This is a genomic window from Halapricum sp. CBA1109 (assembly GCF_009741825.1).
Classification (GTDB): Archaea; Halobacteriota; Halobacteria; order Halobacteriales; family Haloarculaceae; genus Halapricum.
In genome coordinates this window covers 1-16,578 of record NZ_WPCA01000057.1, presented here as the reverse complement: position 1 = coordinate 16,578, position 16,578 = coordinate 1, and the positions used below count along the sequence as shown (strand labels likewise).

Below are 16,578 nucleotides of genomic sequence, written 5' to 3'. Positions count from 1 at the left end.
CAACTCGACCGCTTCGCCGGCGTCGTCAGCCACGACCTCCGGAACCCGCTGAACGTCGCCTCGGGGTCGATGCAACTCGCCCGCGAGAGTGGGGACCCGACCCACTTCGACCGCGCCGAACGCGCTCACGACCGGATGGAGCGCCTCATCGACGGCCTGCTTACCCTCGCGACGGAGGGCGAGGACGTCACGGAGCGCCGGCCGGTGTCGCTGGCCGAGACGGCCCGCGCGGCGTGGGGGACGGTCGCCACCGAGGACGCGACGCTGACCGTCGACGGCGACGCTACCGTCACGGCCGACCCGAACCGCCTCCAGCAGTTACTGGAGAACCTGTACCGAAACTCCGTCGACCACGGCGGGGACGCCGTAGCGGTCCGCGTCGCGGTGACCGACGACGGCTTTCTGATCGAGGACGATGGCCCTGGCATCCCGCCGTCGGTCCGCGAGGACGTCCTCCAACCGGGGTACACCACCGAGGCCGACGGCTCCGGTATCGGCCTGATGATCGTCTCCCACGTCGCCGACGCCCACGACTGGTCGCTCGCTATCGGCGAAGGCTCGCAGGGCGGCGCGCGGTTCCGGTTCGACGGCGTCGCCACTCCCGAGTGAGCGACGCGAAAAAATCGGGTTGTCGTGCCGGGTTACTCGATGCGTCCGGAGACTTTCGCGTACTCCTCTGCGGCCTTGTCCCAGTCGACGACCTCGAAGAAGTTGTCGATGAAGTCGCCGCGGTCCGGGCCGTAGTCGTAGTAGTAGGAGTGCTCCCAGACGTCGAGCGCGAGGATGGGGTGTGAGCCCCAGAGAGCGCCCTGGTCGTGCTTGTCGACGACGAGGTTTCGCAGTTGCTTGGCGACGGGGTCGTACACCAGCAGCGCCCAGCCACTCGCGGCGCCCGCGGCAGCTTCGAACTCGCCTTTCCAGCCCTCGTAGGAGCCAAAGTCCTCCTCGATGCGGTCGGCGAGTTCGCCCGACGGCTCGCCGCCGCCGTTGGGGTCCATGTTCTCCCAGAACAGCGTGTGGAGATAGTGTCCACTACCGTTGTGGGTGACGTTCCGGATGGCCGACCCGGAGGAACCGAACTCCCCGGCCTCGCGGTTCTCCGCGAGTGTCTCCTCGGCGCTTTCGAGGCCGTTGACGTACCCCTGGTGGTGGGTATCGTGGTGCCAGGTCAGCACCTGCTCGGAGATGTGCGGCTCCAGCGCGTCGTAGTCGTACGGCAGCGGCGGCAATTCAGGATTCGAGTGTTCACTCATATAATATCCCTCCAGCAAAACTGTCGGGTGGAACCCTGTTAAACCTTAAGGAGACGTATGCTAACGAATGTCGAGAAATTCGCCGTCGGTGTAATGCGTAGCGATTACACGGACAGGATATCTGTTGTCGATTGCACTTCCGGAACTCGTGTACTCCCGCCGCGTCCGTTTCGCCGCTCGTTCGTTCGTCGGCGCTCGCTACGCTCACGCCGACCGTTACTCGCGGGTCGTTCCTCCCCGCTCGCTGGTTCGAGGGCCGAATCACTCGCTAGCGCTTACTCGCGGGTCGCTGCGCTCCCCGCTCGTTCATTCGTCGGCGTTCGCTACGCTCACGCCGACCGTCACTCATCGCCCCGTGCTGCTCGCGGGTCGTCCCTCCCCGCTCGCGTTTCCGAGGGCCGACTCCTTCACTACGTTCAGTCGTCGCCCCTCGCCTCCTCGAACATCGCTATCGCATCCTCCCGCCGTTCGCTGTGGTCGACGATGGGGTCGGGATACTCCGGCGCGGCCGACCGTCGCTGGGTCAGCGACGCCTCGTGCCAGCCGTGGATTATCTCCGGGTCCGCGTCGCGCAACTCCGGGACGTACTCTTTGATGTACTCGGCGTCGGGGTCGTAGCGCTCACCTTGGGTCATCGGGTTGAAGATGCGGAAGTACGGCTGGGCGTCGGTGCCCGTCGAGGCCGCCCACTGCCAGCCGCCGTTGTCGTTTGCGGTGTCGTGGTCGACCAGTTTCTCGCGGAACCAGTCGTACCCTTCTCGCCAGTCCAAAAGGAGGTCCTTTGTCAGGAACGACGCGACGATCATCCGCACGCGGTTGTGCATGTACGCCTCCTCGCGCAACTGGCGCATCCCCGCGTCGACGATGGGATAGCCCGTCTCGCCGTCCTTCCACGCCTGCAACGCCTCCGGGTCGTCGTTCCACTGGATCGGGTTCTCGTACTCTTTGTAGTTGTCCGTCACCACCTCGGGGTTCGCCCAGAGGACCTGTGTGTAAAATTCCCGCCACGCCAGTTGGTCCTGGTACTCGGCGACGGACTCGCGGCGCTCGCCCGCGGCGTCGGCTTTCGCTCGCTCAGTCTCTTCGTACACCTCTCTGATACCGATAGTCCCCCACTTGAGATGGGCCGACAACCGCGAGGTGCAATCGTCGGCCGGGTAGTCCCGGCGGTCGTCGTAGCGGTAGATGTCCTCCTCGCAGAATGCCTGCAGGCGCTCGCGGGCCGCCTCCGTGCTGGCCGGCGGAATCTCACCTTCGGGCTCCTCGAATCCCAGATCCGCGAGCGTCGGCAGCGGTTCGTCGTCCTCGACGGCGGCGAGGGCATCGGCTGTCGGGGCGTCGTATGGCTCCTCTTTGGGCCGGTCGTGCCACTTCTTGCTGAAGTAGGTGAACACGGCGTAGGGGTCGCCGGCGTTGGTCGTGATCGACCCCGGCTCGTGATGCACGGCGTCGTGAACCGCGTGCCGGTCGATCCCGGCGTCGTCCAGCGCTTGCCGGACGGCGGTGTCACGCTCTCTTGCCAGTCCCGAGTAGTCTCTCGCCCACGAGACGGCGTCGGCGTCGGACGACTGTGCCACCTCGGGGACGACCTCGCGGGGGTCGCCGTACCGGACCAAGAGGTCGCTCCCTCGCTCTCGGTAAGCCTCACGGAGCGACGAGAGCGCGTCGAGCATGAACGCCACCCGCGGCGGTGCCCCGGCGTCCAGCACCTCGCGGTCGAAGACGAACAGCGGGACGACCGGGTCGGCCCCCGACTCGGCCATCAGCGCGGCGTTGTCGGCGACTCGGAGGTCCCGCCGGTGCCAGTGTACTCGCATGCCTGCCCCATAGAACGGGACCCCCCTATATGCACCGCCGGCGACGACAGCGTTTTCCGGCCGCCCGTCCCACCGCCGGGTATGACGGACGACCTCGTGACGGTCGAGCGTTCCGACGCCGTGGCGATACTCACGCTCTCGGCGCCCGACCAGCGGAACGCGCTCACGGCCGCCGCCGGCGACGAACTCCGGGCCGCGCTGGAAGGCCTCGGAGAGACGGCTACCCGCGCCGTCGTCCTCCGGGGCGAGGGCGAGGTGTTCTGTGCCGGCGGCGACCTGCAGGCCCACGCCGCCCGCGCCCGCGGTGAGTTGGACGAGGCGGCCTACGGGGACCGTCTGGACCGCGTCGCCGACGCCGTCGCGGCCGTCGCGTCGTTCCCCCTGCCGACCGTCGCCGCCGTCGACGGGACGGCCTTCAGCGAGGGTGCCTGCCTCGCGCTGGCCTGTGACATCCGACTCGGCAGCACCGAGGCGACGATGGGCTTTGGCTTCGGCCGTCTCGGCCACTCGCCGGTGGCTGGCGCGACGGCGCTGCTCCCGCGGGTCGTCGCCCCCGACGTGGCCGCGGAGTTGCTGTACACCGGTCGGATGGTCGACGCCCGCGAAGCCGCCGAACTGGGTCTGTTGACGCGGGTCGTTCCGGCCGAGGGCTTCGACGACGAACTGGCGTCGCTGCTGGCGACGCTGTCGACGGCGCCGTCGGCGGCGCTACAGGTCACGAAGCGGTTGCTCAGGAGAGAGGAGAGTGGACTCGCGGCGGCGACGGCGGCAGAGCGACGCGCGGCGGTGGGCCTCTCGGAGACGGCGGCCTTCGAGGAGGGCGTCACGGCGGCGCTGGACGGTCGGGAACCGGAGTTTTAGATCTTGGACTCGGCGTCCTCGGCCAGTTCCTTCATGCGCTTGCCCACGCGGCCGGCGTCGGAGAACTCGTCGTCGCTCATCGCGTTTGCCAAGGCGTTGCCCAGCACGAAGACGGCGTGTTTGTGCTCGCTTTTGGACTTGTGGACGTCGGCCGGCGTCACGTCTAGCTCTTGGTAGGGGTCGAAAAGGTCGTCGGGGACCTCCTCGCGGGCGTCGAAGTACTCCATGATGGTCACCATATGGTCGTGTAGCTCCAGAAGCTCGTCTTTGTGCATCGTGGTACAACGTATGTCGAGACGGCGTGTTAAGTATTTCCTGCCACTGCGTCCCGTACAGGCGGCTACGGGCGGGTGCGGGCTCGTCGGCGGAAGGGGCGTCAGAAACGGACCGTCGTCGTCATCAGAAGACGTACTCGTCGTCGTGGCCCATCATCCCGTCTTCCTCGAACCCGGCGGGCTCGTCGTCTTCGTCCATCGGACCGCTCGTCTTGTAGGCCTTCAGTCCCGTCGAGAGGAGGTCCTCGATGGCCTCCTCGCGGTTGAGGAACTCGCCTTTCTCGACCAGCTGTGCGATCTGCATCTCCAGGTGGTCCGGCACCGTTATCTCTACTTTCGGCATCTGGTTGTTGCTCGCTTCGACTGAGGGGTAGTTAAACCTGACGGGGGCCGACACCGATCGCTAAACGCCACCGCTTTCGGTCGGTCGAGATTCGGTGTTTCACCGCCCGGTGACAGCTCATCGCCGCCGTCCGGTGGGGCCGGCGGCCACAGGTTCACGGGCCTCGACACCGTATCGACGGTATGCCCGTAGTCCGCTTTCGCGACGAGGAGATAGCCTGCCAGGAGGGTGCGCTGTTGCGTGACGTCCTCCTCGATGCCGGCTGCTCGGTACACAACGGCCCGCGTGCCGTCTCCTGTCACGGTTTCGGGACCTGCGGAACGTGCGCGGTGCGCGTCGACGGGCCCGTCGAACCAGCAACTCCCGAAGGCCGGGAGGCGTGGCGACTGGATTTCCCGCCACACGACGCCGAGGACGGCCGACGGTTGGCGTGTCAAATCCGGGTACACGGCGACCTCACGGTCGAAAAAGACGAGGGGTTCTGGGGCCAGCAGTGACCGTCAGTTCCCGTGTTGCTGGACGAAGGTCACGTCCGTCCGGCGCTGGTCGACTTCGGTCTCCAGATGGTCGACGAACGCGTCCGGGTCGACGTCGTTGAGTTCCTGTTCTTTGCGGTCGCGGACGGAGATGGTCCCCGCGTCCTCCTCGTCGGAGCCGAGAATCAGCATATAGGGGACGCGGTCGTCGTGGGCCTCCCGGATCTTCCGCTTGACCGTCCACGAGCGGTCCTCGATGGTGACCCGTTGGTCGCCGAGATACTGGTTTTTGATCTGCTTGGCGTAGGGGATCTGGTCGTCGCTGATCGGGAGGATCCGGACCTGTTCGGGGGCCAGCCACGGCGGGAACTTCCCGTTGTAGTGCTCGGTGAGGACCATGAAGAAGCGCTCGTAGGAGCCGTACAGGGCGCGGTGGATCATCACCGGGCGGTGGTCCTCGTTGTCCTCGCCGACGTAAGAGAGGTCGAACCGCTCGGGCATATTGAAGTCCAGTTGGACCGTCGGACCGTCCCACGACCGGCCCAGGGCGTCCTCGAAGGCGAAGTCGATCTTCGGGCCGTAGAAGGCGCCGTCGCCGGGTTCGATGTCGTAGTCGACGTCGTTGGATTCGAGCACCGATTCCAGTTGGTTCTCGGCGCGTTCCCAGATCTCGTCGCTGCCGACGGACTTCTCCGGTCGCGTGGCGAACTGGACGTTGTAGTCCAGATCGAACGTATCGAGGATGTTCAGGATGATGTCCATAATCGACTGGACCTCGTCCTCGATCTGATCGGGGCGGACGAACAGGTGGCCGTCGTCGATGGTGAACGACCACGTCCGGGAGAGCCCCGACAGTTCGCCGCGCTGTTCTTTCCGGTAGACCTTGCCGTCCTCGAAGTACCGGACCGGGAGGTCACGGTAGGACCACTGGCCCTGATCGAAGATGGTCGCGTGGCCCGGGCAGTTCATCGGCTTGAGGCCGTACTCCTCGTCGTTGACGTCCAGCAGGAACATGTCGTCCCGGTAGTTCTCGTAGTGGCCGGACTTTTTCCACAACTCGGTCCGGAAGACGTGGGGCGTCTCGACCTCGCGGTAGTCGGCGTCGCGGTTGAGATCGGCGACGTAATCGGACAGTTCGTTCAGGACGGTCTTGCCGTTGGGGTGGTACAGCGGCAGGCCCGGACCGGTCGTCTCGTCGATGGAGAAGAGACTGAGTTCCTGTCCGATCTTGCGGTGGTCGCGCTCTTTGGCCTTCTGGCGGTTCTCGAGGAACTCCTCCAACTCGTCCTCGCTCTCGAAGGCCGTGCCGTAGACGCGGGTGAGCATCTCGTTTTCCTCCTCGCCGCGCCAGTGCGCGGAGGCGATCTGGAGAAGTTTGGTCGCGCCGATCTGTCCGGTCGACTCGACGTGGGGGCCCTTACAGAGGTCCTGCCAGCCGTCCTGCTGGTAGAAGGAGATGGGGTCCTCGCCGGCCGCCTCGGTCTCCAAGACGTCCTGTTTGTACTCGTTGTCCTCGTAGATCGCTTTCGCGTCCTCCCGGGAGCGGTGGACGCGTTCGATGTCGTAGTCGGCCTCGATGATGGCCGCCATCTCCTCTTCGATGGCAGCGAAGTCGTCCTCGTCGATGTCGACGCCGGCGATGTCGTAGTAGAATCCGTCGTCGGTCCACGGGCCGATTGCGAGTTCGGCCTCGGGGAACTCGCGCTGGAGCGCTTGGGCGAAGACGTGGGCCGCGGAGTGGCGGATCAGGTTGACGTAGTCGTCGCTGCCGGGCGTGACGATTTCGAGGACGACGTCCTCGGTGATCTCGTACTCCGGCGGGACGAGTTCGCCGTCGACGCGGCCCGCTCGGCAGTCGTCACCGAGGCCGGGGCCGATGTCGTAGGCGACGTCTTCGACAGTGACTGGCTCGTCGAACTCGAGGACCGAGCCATCGGGCAGTTCGACCGAAACGGACCGCTCTTGTTCCTGTTTAGACATGGGTGCTCACGTCCGCGCCTGCGGCGGAAAATCCGACCTGTCGGTGGGGGTCATCTGCGCCCGGGTGTAAATCGATCACCGACGGTCATCGTACCAGAGTCGATGTGTGTAACTAAAATAAGCCTTGTGAGACACGGCGTGACACGCGAATCCAAGGCCGCGCCGCTACTCGAAGACGTAGACGGTCCCCGACTCCGCCCCGTCGATGTCGCCGTCGGACGTGGCCCCGACCAGCGTCGTCGACCCGTCGCCGTCGAGGGCGACGGCCGTCCCGAACCGCCGGTCGCCGTCCGCGTCCACCGGGCGCAGTTCCGCCCGCCGACCCCACGACTCGCCGTCGCGTTCGACGGGACGACCGGCCCGAACGGGGCCGCCGCGTCGGCCGTCGCCGCCGGTACTGCGACGGCCGCCCGGGAGCCATCGCCCGAGAGGTCGACCGCCGCGCCGAACCCCGCGCGACTCTCCGGGTCGGTGACGCGGTCCCGGCGCGTCCACTCGCTGTCGGCGTCGGCGTAGACGGCCGCCGACCCCGCTGTCGAACTCTCGGGGTCGGCGCTCCCAGCCCCGACGAGCAGCGTCGACCCGTCGTCGCTCGCCGCCAGTGCCGCCCCGAACGGCCCGTCCGTCGCGTCGCCGGGTGATATCGTCGCTGTCCGCCCCCAGTCGTCCCCCTCGAAGACGGCGACCCCGCCGTCCTCGCCGGGCGTCTCGTCCACGACGCTCGGTCCGCCGACGAACGCCCGTCGACCGTCCCGGGAGACGGCGAGGCCGATGTCGCTGTCGCCGTCGACAGCCGCGAGTCGCACCTGCTGGTCCCATCGGCCATCAGTTCGGCCGAAGACGGTGACGGCATCGCCGGTTCCGACGACCGCCGTCGTGCCGTCTCCCGATAGCGCGACCGCCCTCGCGTCGTCGCTCCCGTCGGACTCCAACGGCGTCTGTCGCCACTCCCCGTCGGTCCGTTCGAAGACGATTGCGGCCCCCGTATCGCCGCCGCCCGGGACGGACACGAGCGCCGTCGTCCCGTCCGCGGAGAGGTCGACGCTCTCGCCGAGGCTGGCGTCGGGACCGCTGGCGGTCGTGGCGAGACCCGTCTCCTCCTGCCAGTTACCCACCTGACGCTCGAAGACGAAGGCGACGCCTCCCGGGTCGTCCGCGAGGTTCCGCGCCCGCGGCGCACCGACCAGCGCCGTCGTGCCGTCGTCCGATAGCGCCACCGACGACCCGAGTGTCGGGTCGCCGTCACCGCGCGGGAACAGCGTCGCTACCTCGTGTTCCGTTCGATTCAGTAACCCACACCCTGCCAAGGCCGCGACCGACCCCCACCCGAGCGTTGCCAGCATCGACCGACGACTCGGGCACATACTCGACCCTACCACTCGGGAGGAAAAAGCGCCCTGATCGACCGCCGGCAACCGCGCGAGTCCGCCTCCAGCCACGCAACCACTAAGCCACGCCAACACACAGTGGACGTATGCGCGGAGCGACGGTCCTGCAGTCGAACCCGCTGGTCGACATCGCCTCGCTGATCCCGCTCCCGGTCTGGCAGGCGATTTTAGTCGGCGGCGTCCTCGCCTCGGTCGGCCTCGTCTACGCCGTCGTCAGGCCCGAGGGCCGGTGGTCGCGCCGTCTGCGCGCCCGACTCGTCCTCGGCCTGCCGTGGGGAACCCTCGCCGGTATCGCGCTGATCTACGCCGTCTTCTGGGTCGTTCAGGGCGGGTGGGGCAACTCCCCCGTCACCTACGCCTTTCAGGCCACGTCGTTCACGTACCCGCTTGGCGTCCTCAGCGCCGCGTTCTCACACGGGAGCTACGGCCACCTCTTCGGCAACGCCGCGGGCGCGTTGGTGTTCGGGTGGGTCGCCGAGTACGGCTACAGCCACTTCCCGACCGGCCGCGGCGAGACGGCCTTCGCTCGCCTCCGGACGAACCCCTACGTTCGGCCGTTCGCCTTCTTCGCCTGTATCGTCCTCGCCGGCCTGCTGACGGCGGCGTTCTCGTGGGGGCCGATCATCGGCTTCTCCGGGGTCGTCTTCGCGCTGGCCGGGTTCGCCGTCGTCGTCCGACCGCTGTTGTCAGTGGTCGCCCTCGCCGTCGCCAACATCGGCCTCGTCTCGAAACTCGACAGCGCAATCAACAACCCCGTCTCAGTCGCCCAACCGACGCCCAACTCCGGGGGCGTCTGGTTCGCCGACGTGGCCATTCAGGGGCATCTCTTCGGGTTCCTGCTCGGGGCGCTGTTCGCGGGGTATCTCCTCTGGCGACGCGGCGAGCAACCCGACACGGGCCGGGTGTACTTCGCGGCGCTTCTGTTTGGCCTCGGACAGGGGTTGTGGGTCGCCTACTGGTATCTCGGGAACAGCCAGTACATCCTCTTCCGGACCGTCGGCACGGTGTTCGTCTTCCTGCTGGTCGCGTTCATCGCGGTGGCGGTCAGCCGCGTCGGGACTGACGCCGCCACGGCCGCCCGTCGCTCGCTCCGGTCGCTGTCGACGGTGGACATCAACAGACAGACCGTGGCGGCGCTCACGCTAATCCTCCTCGTCGTCGGGATGTCGGCGACGGGCGTGGCGCTCAACCTCCGTGATATCGAGGGGACCGACCTCCCCAACGACCCCGTCGAGGTGCGGGACTACCGGGTCGGCTACACCGAGAACACGACTAACCAGCAGATATCGAACGTCGTGCCCGGACTCGACGCCGTGACCGACGTGGAGGCAAGCGGCGTCATCGTCGCCAGCGCCGACCGCAACATCTGGCAGGTGGCAGCCTCGGCACAGCGGTTGCGCCTCCGCGGTGCCGCAAGCGTCACCGTCGGTGGACCGGGGTGGCGCGAGACGGTGTACGTCACCCGGACGGGGTGGTCGGTCGTCGGCGGCGACGCGACCTACCGGGTCCGTCTCCACCCGCCAGACGGCGACGCCCGAACGGTCTTCCGCTCCGATCCGGTGACTTCCGAGGTGGTCATCGCCAACCGCTCCATCTCGGTCCGCACCGTCGAGGAGCGCTTCGAGGTGGTCGTCACGCGGGGCGAGGAGGCGCTGGGCGTCGGGGAGTTCCCCGACGACGGCGCGAACGCCACCGTCGCCGACATCCGGTTCGAGCGCTCGGGCCAGCAGGTGTACGCCAACTACGAGGGAACTCGCGTGCAGGTCGCCAGCAAGCAGGATCCGGGACTCGAACGCTTCCGCTAGTCCCAGACGATGCGGAACGCCTCGGCGTCGATGGTCGCGCGCTCGCTATCGTGGAACGAAAACTGGTAGTCGACGTCCAACTCGACGGCGAAGGCGTGGGTCACTTCGCCGCCGTTGTCCGCGGCGAAGGACTCGACGAACGCGCGACTGCCAGCGTTGTGGATGGAGTAGGAGACGGCGGCGATGTCGGCGACCGTCTCCAGAACGCCCGGTCTGCGTGTTCGTTGCCGTCCTGTGCGCCGAACGGCGGGTTCATCACGACCGTCGCGTCGGTAAGCGACAGCGGCGCTCGCGTCGCGTCCGCGCGGAGCCACGCCACGTCGGTCCGACTCCCGACCCGGCGCTCGTTCTCGCGGGCGATGCCGAGCGGTCCCGGGTCGACGTCGAGGCCGACGACGCGGCGGGGCCCGCGGAGCGCGGCCGAAAGCGCGAGCATCCCGGTGCCACAGCCCAAATCGACGACGGTCCGCCCGTCGATATCCCCCTGTAGGTCGGCCGTGTGGACCAACTGGGCGGCGATATCGGGCGGTGTCCGGTACTGTTCCAGCGGTGCTTGGGGGTCCGAAAAGCCCGCCACGACACCGAGTTGCTGGGCCAGCGCGCGCTTCGTTGCCATCGATCGGTGTACGTCGGGCGCTCCCAAAAGGGTGTCCGCCGACGCCGGTGCCGTGCCGGAAGACACTTGCCGGTCGCCGTCTCGGGGGCAGATATGCGCCGCAGATCCCTCCTCGCCGCGCTCGCCGCCGGCACCGCCGCCACCGCCGGTTGCAGCGGCGTCCTCGACTCCGAAGACCCGCCCACGCCCGAGGACCCGTCCTCGGGCACGCCACCGTCCACGCCGACGGAGACGGGGCCGACGACGCCCGCGTCTCAGGTCGACCTCTCGCTCCCGTTCGAGGGCGTCTCCCCGGAGGCGGCCGCCGACGGCCCGGCCGTCCCCGACGACTGGGTGGCCTACGGCCGGTCGCGTCGGCCCTGCAGGTCGTTCCCGAAGCCGTCTCGTTCGGCCACGAGGAGCCGGTTCGGTTCGCGCTGGCCAACGGCACCGACTCGACCGTCCGGTTCAACCCCTACAACTGGCGGCTCCACAAACACGTCGACGGCGAGTGGGTCCGCATCGAACCCGACGCCATCCCCGAACCGCTCACCGACCTCCCTTCGGGGGAGAGCCACGTCTGGGAGCTGGCGACGATAGCCGAGTCCCGGCCCGATAGCTGGCGGCGGGCCGACCGCTCGACCCTTCGTCTGGACCGCCTCGGCGGCGGCACGTACGCCTTTTCGACGGGCGGCGTCGTCGACTACCCGTCGCTTGCGACCACCGTCACGCTCGACGCTCCCGAACTCTCGCTGTCCGTCCGCGAGGGGACCACCGTGACCGACGAGGGGGCCGCCGTTGCGGGCCGAGCGACCGCACGACGACCGCATCGAACGCGTCACGGTGTCGGCGGCCGACGACGCCGCGGACCCGACGGTCCACTGCGTCGAGTCGCTGCGCCGCCGGCCGCTGTTGGGCGACGCGCTCGCGCTGTTGCGCGACCGGGAGGCCGAATCGGTCGTCGTCGTCGGTCCGTCGAACGTCGAGGCGACGGCCGACCCGTCGCGCGAGTCGACTGTCACCTTCGACGGGACGGCCTACGCGGTCACTCGCGAGTTCGACTCGACGGAGTGACGCCTCACCCGAACGTCCGTGCGCTGGGGAGGTCGAGGACGAACTCGGCGCCGCCGGCGTCGCTGGTATCCGCCTCGACGGACCCGCCGTAGGCCTCGACCATCGAGCGACGAAGTAGAGGCCGAATCCGGACCCGCCGGAGGCGCTCCCCTTCTCGCCGCGGTCGAATATCCACTCGGCGTCGGTCGCCGACAGCCCTGTCCCGTCGTCGGCGACGGTGACGTCGACGCGGTTGCCCACTGCCTCGGCCGTGAGCGTGACCGAGACGTCCTCGCCGCCGTGTTCGGCCGCGTTGGTCGTGAGGTTCGACAGCACGTCCTCAAGCAACGGTCCCGCACGGACGGAGAGTCCCTCGGACACCGACACGTCGACGCTCGCGCCCAGCGACCGCGCGCGGGTCGCGGCCGACTCGGCCATCGGCGCGAGGTCGACGGCGTGGAGTTCCGGGTCAGACTCGGCCGTCAGCGTCTCCAGTATCGCCCGAATCTTCTCCGTCAGGTCGATGATGTCGTCGCTCCACTCACAGATGGTCTCGGCGAAGGCCGCCTGCTCGCCATCCAAGTCGGCTGCCAGCAACTCCCCGCGGGCCTGGATGACGTTCATCCCGTTGAGCATATCGTGGCGCAGGATGCGGTTGAAAAACTCCATCTGCTCGGTCTGTCGCTGGAGGCGCTGTTCCTGCTCGTGGCGCTCTAAGGCGTACCGCAGCGACCGTATCAGGCGGTCGCTGTCGAGGTCGTCCTTCGGGAGGTAGTCCTGCACGCCGCGGGAGATGGCCTCGACGGAGGTGTCCCGGTCGGCGAGGCCGGTAAGCACGATGATAGGGACGCCGGGGTCGGCGTCGAGCACCCTGTCGACAGTGTCCAAGCCCGTCGACTCCGGGAGGCCCAAGTCCAACAGGAGGAGGTCGACTGGGTCCGCCTCGACCACCGAGAGCCCCTCGGACAGCCGTTCGGTGTGGGTCAGCGTGAGGTCGTCGACGTACTGGTCGGTGACGGCGGCGTCGAGGTGGTGCTCGACCAGTTTCGCGTCGCCGGGGTTGTCCTCGACCAGTAGCACCGAGAGCTGTGATTGTTGCAGCGCCATACTACTCCGGTGGCATCTTGACGACCGACAGCCAGAACTCCTCGATGCGGGAGACGATGTCGAGGAAGCCGTCGAAGTCGACGGGCTTGGTCAGGTAGGCGTTCGCGTGCAGGTCGTAGGACTTGACGATGTCCTCCTCGGCCTCGGAACTGGTGAGGACGACAACCGGGATGCGCCGGAGGTCCTCGTCGTCGCCGATGGCCTCCAGTACCTCGGTGCCGCTCTTGCGCGGCATGTTCAGGTCCAGCAACATCAGGTCCGGCCGCGGCCGGTCGGCGTACTCCCCCTCCTGTCTGAGGTAGGCGAGCGCCTCGACGCCGTCGTTGACGACGTGGAGGTTGTTGATGACGTTGCCGCGTTCGAGGGCCTTCTCGGTGAGTTTCACGTCGCCGGGGTTGTCTTCGGCCAGCAGAATCTCGACTGGCTGTCCGGTGTCGGTCATCGCTGTCCCTCCTCGAGGGCCCGCGGCAGCGTCACGGTGAACGTGGTTCCCTCGCCGGGCGCGGAGTCGACGGTGAGCGTTCCGTCGTGCCGTTCGACGATGCGGTCACACACCGCCAGCCCGATACCGCTGCCGTCCTCGGCGGCGTGGCCCTGTTCGAAGATGTCGAATATCGACGCCTGTTCCTCGGGCGGGATACCGGTGCCGTCGTCGGTCACCGCCACCGCGACGCGGTCGTCCGTCGTCGTCGCGGTTATCTCTACTGTCGTCGCGTCACCGTGTTCGGCTGCGTTTTTGAGCAAGTTCTGGAACACCTGTCCGATCTGTGTCTCGTCGCCCTCGACCGCGGGGAGGTCGCCGTACTCGACGGTCGTCCCGTTCTCATCGAGCAACAGCGACAGTTCCCGGAGCGTGTTCTCGACGACTGCCGTCGTGTCGACGCGCTCGAAGGACTCCCCTTGGGTCTCGACGCGGGAGTACGCCAGCAGGCCGTCGATCATCGCCTTCATCCGCTGTGCGCCGTCGACTGCGTAGTGCATATACTCCTCGGCTTCCTCGTCGAGTTCGTCGCCGTACTCGCTCTCCAGTAGGTCCACGTAACTGGAGACCATCCGGAGCGGTTCCTGTAAGTCGTGGGAGGCGACGTAGGCGAACTGCTGGAGGTTCTCGTTTGACTGTTCGAGGCGCTGGCGGTAGGCGTCCAGTTGCTCGTCGCGTTCGACGCGGTCCAGCGCGGCCGTCACGGTCCGGCCGAGCAGTTCCACCATATCCCGGTCGAACCCTCCCCACTGTTCGCCCGGCGGGGAACCGAGGCCGAGGACGCCGTGGTCGCCGAGTGGCACGACCAGCAGCGACCCCACGGCGTCGTTCGTGCCGACGGCCGCGGTGATCGCATCGTCGTCGTCGATCAGCGTCGAACTGTCCTGCCGGAACGCGTCGTACAGCGGCGTGCCGGCGGGGACGGTCCCGAGGTCCGACACGGTGGTCGCGCCCACGAGTTCCAGCGCCGACTCCGTGGCCCCGAGGGGGGCCAGCGCTTCGTCGTCATCGCGGTGGCCACGGACAACGGCGAGCGAGCAGTCGACCACCTCCTCGACGATGTCGAGCGCCATCTCCACGACTGCCTCGCGTTCGCGTGCTTCGAGCAGCACCGTCGAGCGCTCGTTGAGCGCCCGCATCCCCACCTCTCGTTCTTTCAGGTCGGTCACGTCCCGCGTGAACCCGGCGACGTACTCCACGTCGCCGTCCTCGTCGAAGACAGGTTCGGCGTGGACGCTCAGCCAGTGGTAGGCGTCGTCGTCGTACTCGATGCGGTACTCTATACTCGCCGACTCCCCGGCCGAGAGCGTCGCCATCCCCTCCTCTATCGCCGGCCGGTCGTCGGGGTGGATGTCCCGGAGGAAGTCCGCCGGGTCCTCGATCAGATCGGTTATCGAGCGGTTCCACACCGACTCGTAGGCGTCGTTGACGACTGCCGTCTCGGTCCAGTCGCCGCTGAACATCCACAGCGAGTCGTCGGTGTACTCGGTGAGGCACAAGAGCAAACGGCAGGTCTCTGCCAGTTCCGCGACGTGTGCGTACTCCTCGGCCACCGCCTCGATGCGGTGGGCGACGGCCGCGTAGTGGTCGCCGCCCTCGCCGTGTTCGAAGTAGCCCTCGGCACCGGCGTTGACGGCGTCGGCCGCGAGGCCGGAGTGCCCGCCGTCGACGTAACAGACGACCGGTGGACCGTCCTCGGGCAGGGCCGCGAAGAAGTCACGGACGCTCGTCTCCCGGAGGTGCTCGCCGACGAGGACGCAGTCGATTGTGGTGTCGGTCACGCGGTCGCGAACCTCGCTCGCCGTCGGGGCGTCGAGGACGGCGGCGTCGTCGTCGCGGTCGGTCAGCGCCGCCGCGATGCCCTCGCGCGCGTCGGCCGGGACACCGGCGGCGAGGACCGTGATCCCGGTGCGGTCCCGCTCTAACGGTTTCACGTACGTCGTCGATGTCGGTGTAGCGAATGTCATCGTTCTCCGTGGACCGAACGCGCACGGCGTCTCCAGCGAGCGTGCGCTGGTCCGTCCGGTCTCTCTACTCTACACTCGGTCGGACTCCTCAAAACGGTACCTGCCCGAGTATCAGTCGTGCGAACGGTCCGCGGTCTGACCGACCCCGGGACCCCGTCAGTCCCCGGCTCCGGCCAGTGCGACGACGGCCTGTCCGTAGGCCAACCCGCCGTCGCCGGGCGGGACCTCACGGTGTGTCAACAGCGAGCGGTCGCCCAGCGACGCCCGGAGGGTCCGTCGTATCGCGCCGTTCGCGGCCACACCGCCGCTCAGACCGACCGGAAGTCCGCGGTCGTCGGCAGGTCCCTCAGCAATCGCGGCGAGGCCGCGCGCCAGCACCGACTGTGCCGTCGCCGCGAGGTCGGCCGTCGACTCCGACTCCCGCGCGTCCGCAATGTGCCGGACTACCGCCGCCGTGTCGACACAGCGGCGGCCGTCGACGGTCCGCTCCGGGACCACCCATCCCAGCGGCTCGCCCCGCGCCGCGACGGCCTCCAGTTCCATCGCTGGTTGACCCTGATAGCGTCGCCGCGTACAGACGCCGAGCAGTGCGGCCACGGCGTCGAGGTACCGTCCGGCGCTGGTCGTCGTCGGGCAGTTGACCCCACGCTCGGCCTGCCGACGGACGCGAGCGGCGTCGCTCTCGCTCGTCCCCCCGCCTGCACGCCCCGGTCGGCCAGCAGACTGTCGACGGCCGCCGCGTCGTCGAGGAGCGTCGCGAGCGTCCGCGCGGGGAACTCGACCGCGGCGGTCCCGCCCGGGAGGCCGAACGGTGCCAGCCCGCCGACTCGCTCGAACGACCGCCGGTCCGCGACCAGCACCTCCCCGCCTCACACCGTCCCCGTCGGGACCGTACCCCGTCCCGTCGAGCGTAGCGACGACCCCCCGGTCGACGCCGTGTTCGGCCAGAAGCGACGCCGCGTGAGCGTGGTGGTGCTGGACGCCCACCGCTCGCTCGGGCCGCCGGCGCGCCTTTCGGCCGTCGTGACGTACTCCGGATGCTCGTCGTGGGCGACGATATCGGGGTCGGACTGCAGCAACGTCAGCAGGTGGTCGACTGTCTCCCGATGTGCCTGCGCGCCGTCCGGCCCGTCCACGTCCGCCGATATGCTGTGTAGAGGACGGATCATCCCGGTCC

General features: G+C 68.2%; 16 protein-coding genes and 3 pseudogenes. 6 read left to right on the top strand and 13 right to left on the bottom strand.

The window, feature by feature from the left end:
• On the top strand, positions 1-609 hold a 609-nt coding region (locus GJ629_RS08065), incomplete at its 5' end, for a HAMP domain-containing sensor histidine kinase (RefSeq protein ID WP_197428501.1).
• 32 nt (positions 610-641) lie between these two features.
• Here the strand turns inward: GJ629_RS08065 and sod are convergent.
• Both sod and GJ629_RS08055 read right to left on the bottom strand, forming a co-directional pair.
• Positions 642-1,253 (bottom strand): superoxide dismutase, encoded by a 612-nt coding sequence (sod, locus tag GJ629_RS08060; protein WP_157512529.1) that lies wholly within the window; start codon positions 1,251-1,253, stop codon positions 642-644.
• 416 nt (positions 1,254-1,669) lie between these two features.
• The gene (locus tag GJ629_RS08055) at positions 1,670-3,070 is read right to left on the bottom strand and encodes a deoxyribodipyrimidine photo-lyase (protein WP_157512528.1); all 1,401 of its coding nucleotides are present in this window, start codon (positions 3,068-3,070) and stop codon (positions 1,670-1,672) included.
• Positions 3,071-3,151: 81 nt separating this feature from the next.
• Between GJ629_RS08055 and GJ629_RS08050 the strand changes: the two genes are divergently transcribed.
• Complete coding sequence (locus GJ629_RS08050) at positions 3,152-3,931, top strand: enoyl-CoA hydratase/isomerase family protein (protein WP_157512527.1); 780 nt, start codon at positions 3,152-3,154, stop codon at positions 3,929-3,931.
• Here the strand turns inward: GJ629_RS08050 and GJ629_RS08045 are convergent.
• Together GJ629_RS08045 and GJ629_RS08040 are read right to left on the bottom strand one after the other, a co-directional pair.
• Positions 3,928-4,206 carry a UPF0058 family protein gene (locus GJ629_RS08045; protein WP_157512526.1) on the bottom strand — a complete coding sequence of 93 codons (279 nt, stop codon included), beginning with the start codon at positions 4,204-4,206 and terminating at the stop codon, positions 3,928-3,930. The genes GJ629_RS08050 and GJ629_RS08045 overlap by 4 nt on opposite strands.
• Before the next feature lie 124 nt (positions 4,207-4,330).
• Entirely contained in the window at positions 4,331-4,549 is a 219-nt protein-coding gene (locus GJ629_RS08040) for a ribbon-helix-helix domain-containing protein (RefSeq protein ID WP_157512530.1), read from the bottom strand.
• A 182-nt stretch (positions 4,550-4,731) separates the two neighbouring features.
• On the opposite strand from GJ629_RS08040, the gene GJ629_RS08035 reads away from it, so the two are divergent.
• Positions 4,732-5,046 carry a 2Fe-2S iron-sulfur cluster-binding protein gene (locus GJ629_RS08035; RefSeq protein WP_157512525.1) on the top strand — a complete coding sequence of 105 codons (315 nt, stop codon included), beginning with the start codon at positions 4,732-4,734 and terminating at the stop codon, positions 5,044-5,046.
• A gap of 3 nt (positions 5,047-5,049) precedes the next feature.
• Here the strand turns inward: GJ629_RS08035 and thrS are convergent, their stop codons facing one another.
• Positions 5,050-7,005: a threonine--tRNA ligase gene (gene thrS / locus GJ629_RS08030; RefSeq protein ID WP_157512524.1), complete on the bottom strand. Its 1,956-nt coding sequence runs from the start codon at positions 7,003-7,005 to the stop codon at positions 5,050-5,052.
• A gap of 165 nt (positions 7,006-7,170) precedes the next feature.
• Positions 7,171-7,824 (bottom strand): FG-GAP repeat protein, encoded by a 654-nt coding sequence (locus GJ629_RS17945; protein WP_370515830.1) that lies wholly within the window; start codon positions 7,822-7,824, stop codon positions 7,171-7,173.
• A 57-nt stretch (positions 7,825-7,881) separates the two neighbouring features.
• Here GJ629_RS17945 and GJ629_RS17940 point away from each other — a divergent pair, with 57 nt between their 5' ends.
• Together GJ629_RS17940 and GJ629_RS08015 are read left to right on the top strand one after the other, a co-directional pair.
• Positions 7,882-8,124 (top strand): hypothetical protein, encoded by a 243-nt coding sequence (locus GJ629_RS17940; RefSeq protein WP_370515829.1) that lies wholly within the window; start codon positions 7,882-7,884, stop codon positions 8,122-8,124.
• A gap of 355 nt (positions 8,125-8,479) precedes the next feature.
• Entirely contained in the window at positions 8,480-10,198 is a 1,719-nt protein-coding gene (locus GJ629_RS08015; protein ID WP_157512521.1) for a rhomboid family intramembrane serine protease, read from the top strand.
• On the opposite strand, the pseudogene GJ629_RS08010 reads toward GJ629_RS08015, so the two are convergent.
• Positions 10,195-10,814: pseudogene (locus tag GJ629_RS08010) on the bottom strand (METTL5 family protein). The gene GJ629_RS08015 and the pseudogene GJ629_RS08010 sit on opposite strands and share 4 nt — an antisense overlap.
• A 93-nt stretch (positions 10,815-10,907) precedes the next feature.
• Here GJ629_RS08010 and GJ629_RS08005 point away from each other — a divergent pair.
• Complete coding sequence (locus GJ629_RS08005; protein WP_157512520.1) at positions 10,908-11,393, top strand: hypothetical protein; 486 nt, start codon at positions 10,908-10,910, stop codon at positions 11,391-11,393.
• Between the two features lie 126 nt (positions 11,394-11,519).
• On the opposite strand, the gene GJ629_RS07995 is transcribed toward GJ629_RS08005, so the two are convergent.
• The 6 genes and pseudogenes from GJ629_RS07995 to GJ629_RS07975 all read right to left on the bottom strand — a co-directional run.
• Positions 11,520-12,953 carry a hybrid sensor histidine kinase/response regulator gene (locus tag GJ629_RS07995; protein WP_231754551.1) on the bottom strand — a complete coding sequence of 478 codons (1,434 nt, stop codon included), beginning with the start codon at positions 12,951-12,953 and terminating at the stop codon, positions 11,520-11,522.
• A 1-nt stretch (position 12,954) separates the two neighbouring features.
• On the bottom strand, positions 12,955-13,395 hold the full coding sequence (locus tag GJ629_RS07990; protein ID WP_157512518.1) for a response regulator: 441 nt from the start codon (positions 13,393-13,395) through the stop codon (positions 12,955-12,957).
• Positions 13,392-15,401 carry an ATP-binding protein gene (locus tag GJ629_RS07985; protein ID WP_157512517.1) on the bottom strand — a complete coding sequence of 670 codons (2,010 nt, stop codon included), beginning with the start codon at positions 15,399-15,401 and terminating at the stop codon, positions 13,392-13,394. Before GJ629_RS07985 ends, GJ629_RS07990 begins: the two co-directional genes overlap by 4 nt.
• Before the next feature lie 156 nt (positions 15,402-15,557).
• A pseudogene (locus GJ629_RS07980) lies at positions 15,558-16,073 on the bottom strand (carbamoyltransferase HypF); the annotation flags it as partial.
• A 65-nt stretch (positions 16,074-16,138) separates the two neighbouring features.
• A pseudogene (locus GJ629_RS18180) lies at positions 16,139-16,261 on the bottom strand (hypothetical protein); the annotation flags it as partial.
• 9 nt (positions 16,262-16,270) lie between these two features.
• Positions 16,271-16,578 (bottom strand): hypothetical protein (locus GJ629_RS07975; protein ID WP_231754550.1); only part of this gene is annotated, 308 nt, incomplete at its 5' end.

Bases quoted from the DNA above. Each gene is read 5' to 3' on its own strand.
- sod (WP_157512529.1), bottom strand. From the start codon at position 1,253: ATGAGTGAACACTCGAATCCTGAATTGCCGCCGCTGCCGTACGACTAC.
- GJ629_RS08055 (WP_157512528.1), bottom strand. From the start codon at position 3,070: ATGCGAGTACACTGGCACCGGCGGGACCTCCGAGTCGCCGACAACGCC.
- GJ629_RS08050 (WP_157512527.1), top strand. From the start codon at position 3,152: ATGACGGACGACCTCGTGACGGTCGAGCGTTCCGACGCCGTGGCGATA.
- GJ629_RS08045 (WP_157512526.1), bottom strand. From the start codon at position 4,206: ATGCACAAAGACGAGCTTCTGGAGCTACACGACCATATGGTGACCATC.
- GJ629_RS08040 (WP_157512530.1), bottom strand. From the start codon at position 4,549: ATGCCGAAAGTAGAGATAACGGTGCCGGACCACCTGGAGATGCAGATC.
- GJ629_RS08035 (WP_157512525.1), top strand. From the start codon at position 4,732: ATGCCCGTAGTCCGCTTTCGCGACGAGGAGATAGCCTGCCAGGAGGGT.
- thrS (WP_157512524.1), bottom strand. From the start codon at position 7,005: ATGTCTAAACAGGAACAAGAGCGGTCCGTTTCGGTCGAACTGCCCGAT.
- GJ629_RS17945 (WP_370515830.1), bottom strand. From the start codon at position 7,824: ATGGGACCAGCAGGTGCGACTCGCGGCTGTCGACGGCGACAGCGACAT.
- GJ629_RS08015 (WP_157512521.1), top strand. From the start codon at position 8,480: ATGCGCGGAGCGACGGTCCTGCAGTCGAACCCGCTGGTCGACATCGCC.
- GJ629_RS08005 (WP_157512520.1), top strand. From the start codon at position 10,908: ATGCGCCGCAGATCCCTCCTCGCCGCGCTCGCCGCCGGCACCGCCGCC.
- GJ629_RS07995 (WP_231754551.1), bottom strand. From the start codon at position 12,953: ATGGCGCTGCAACAATCACAGCTCTCGGTGCTACTGGTCGAGGACAAC.
- GJ629_RS07990 (WP_157512518.1), bottom strand. From the start codon at position 13,395: ATGACCGACACCGGACAGCCAGTCGAGATTCTGCTGGCCGAAGACAAC.
- GJ629_RS07985 (WP_157512517.1), bottom strand. From the start codon at position 15,401: ATGACATTCGCTACACCGACATCGACGACGTACGTGAAACCGTTAGAG.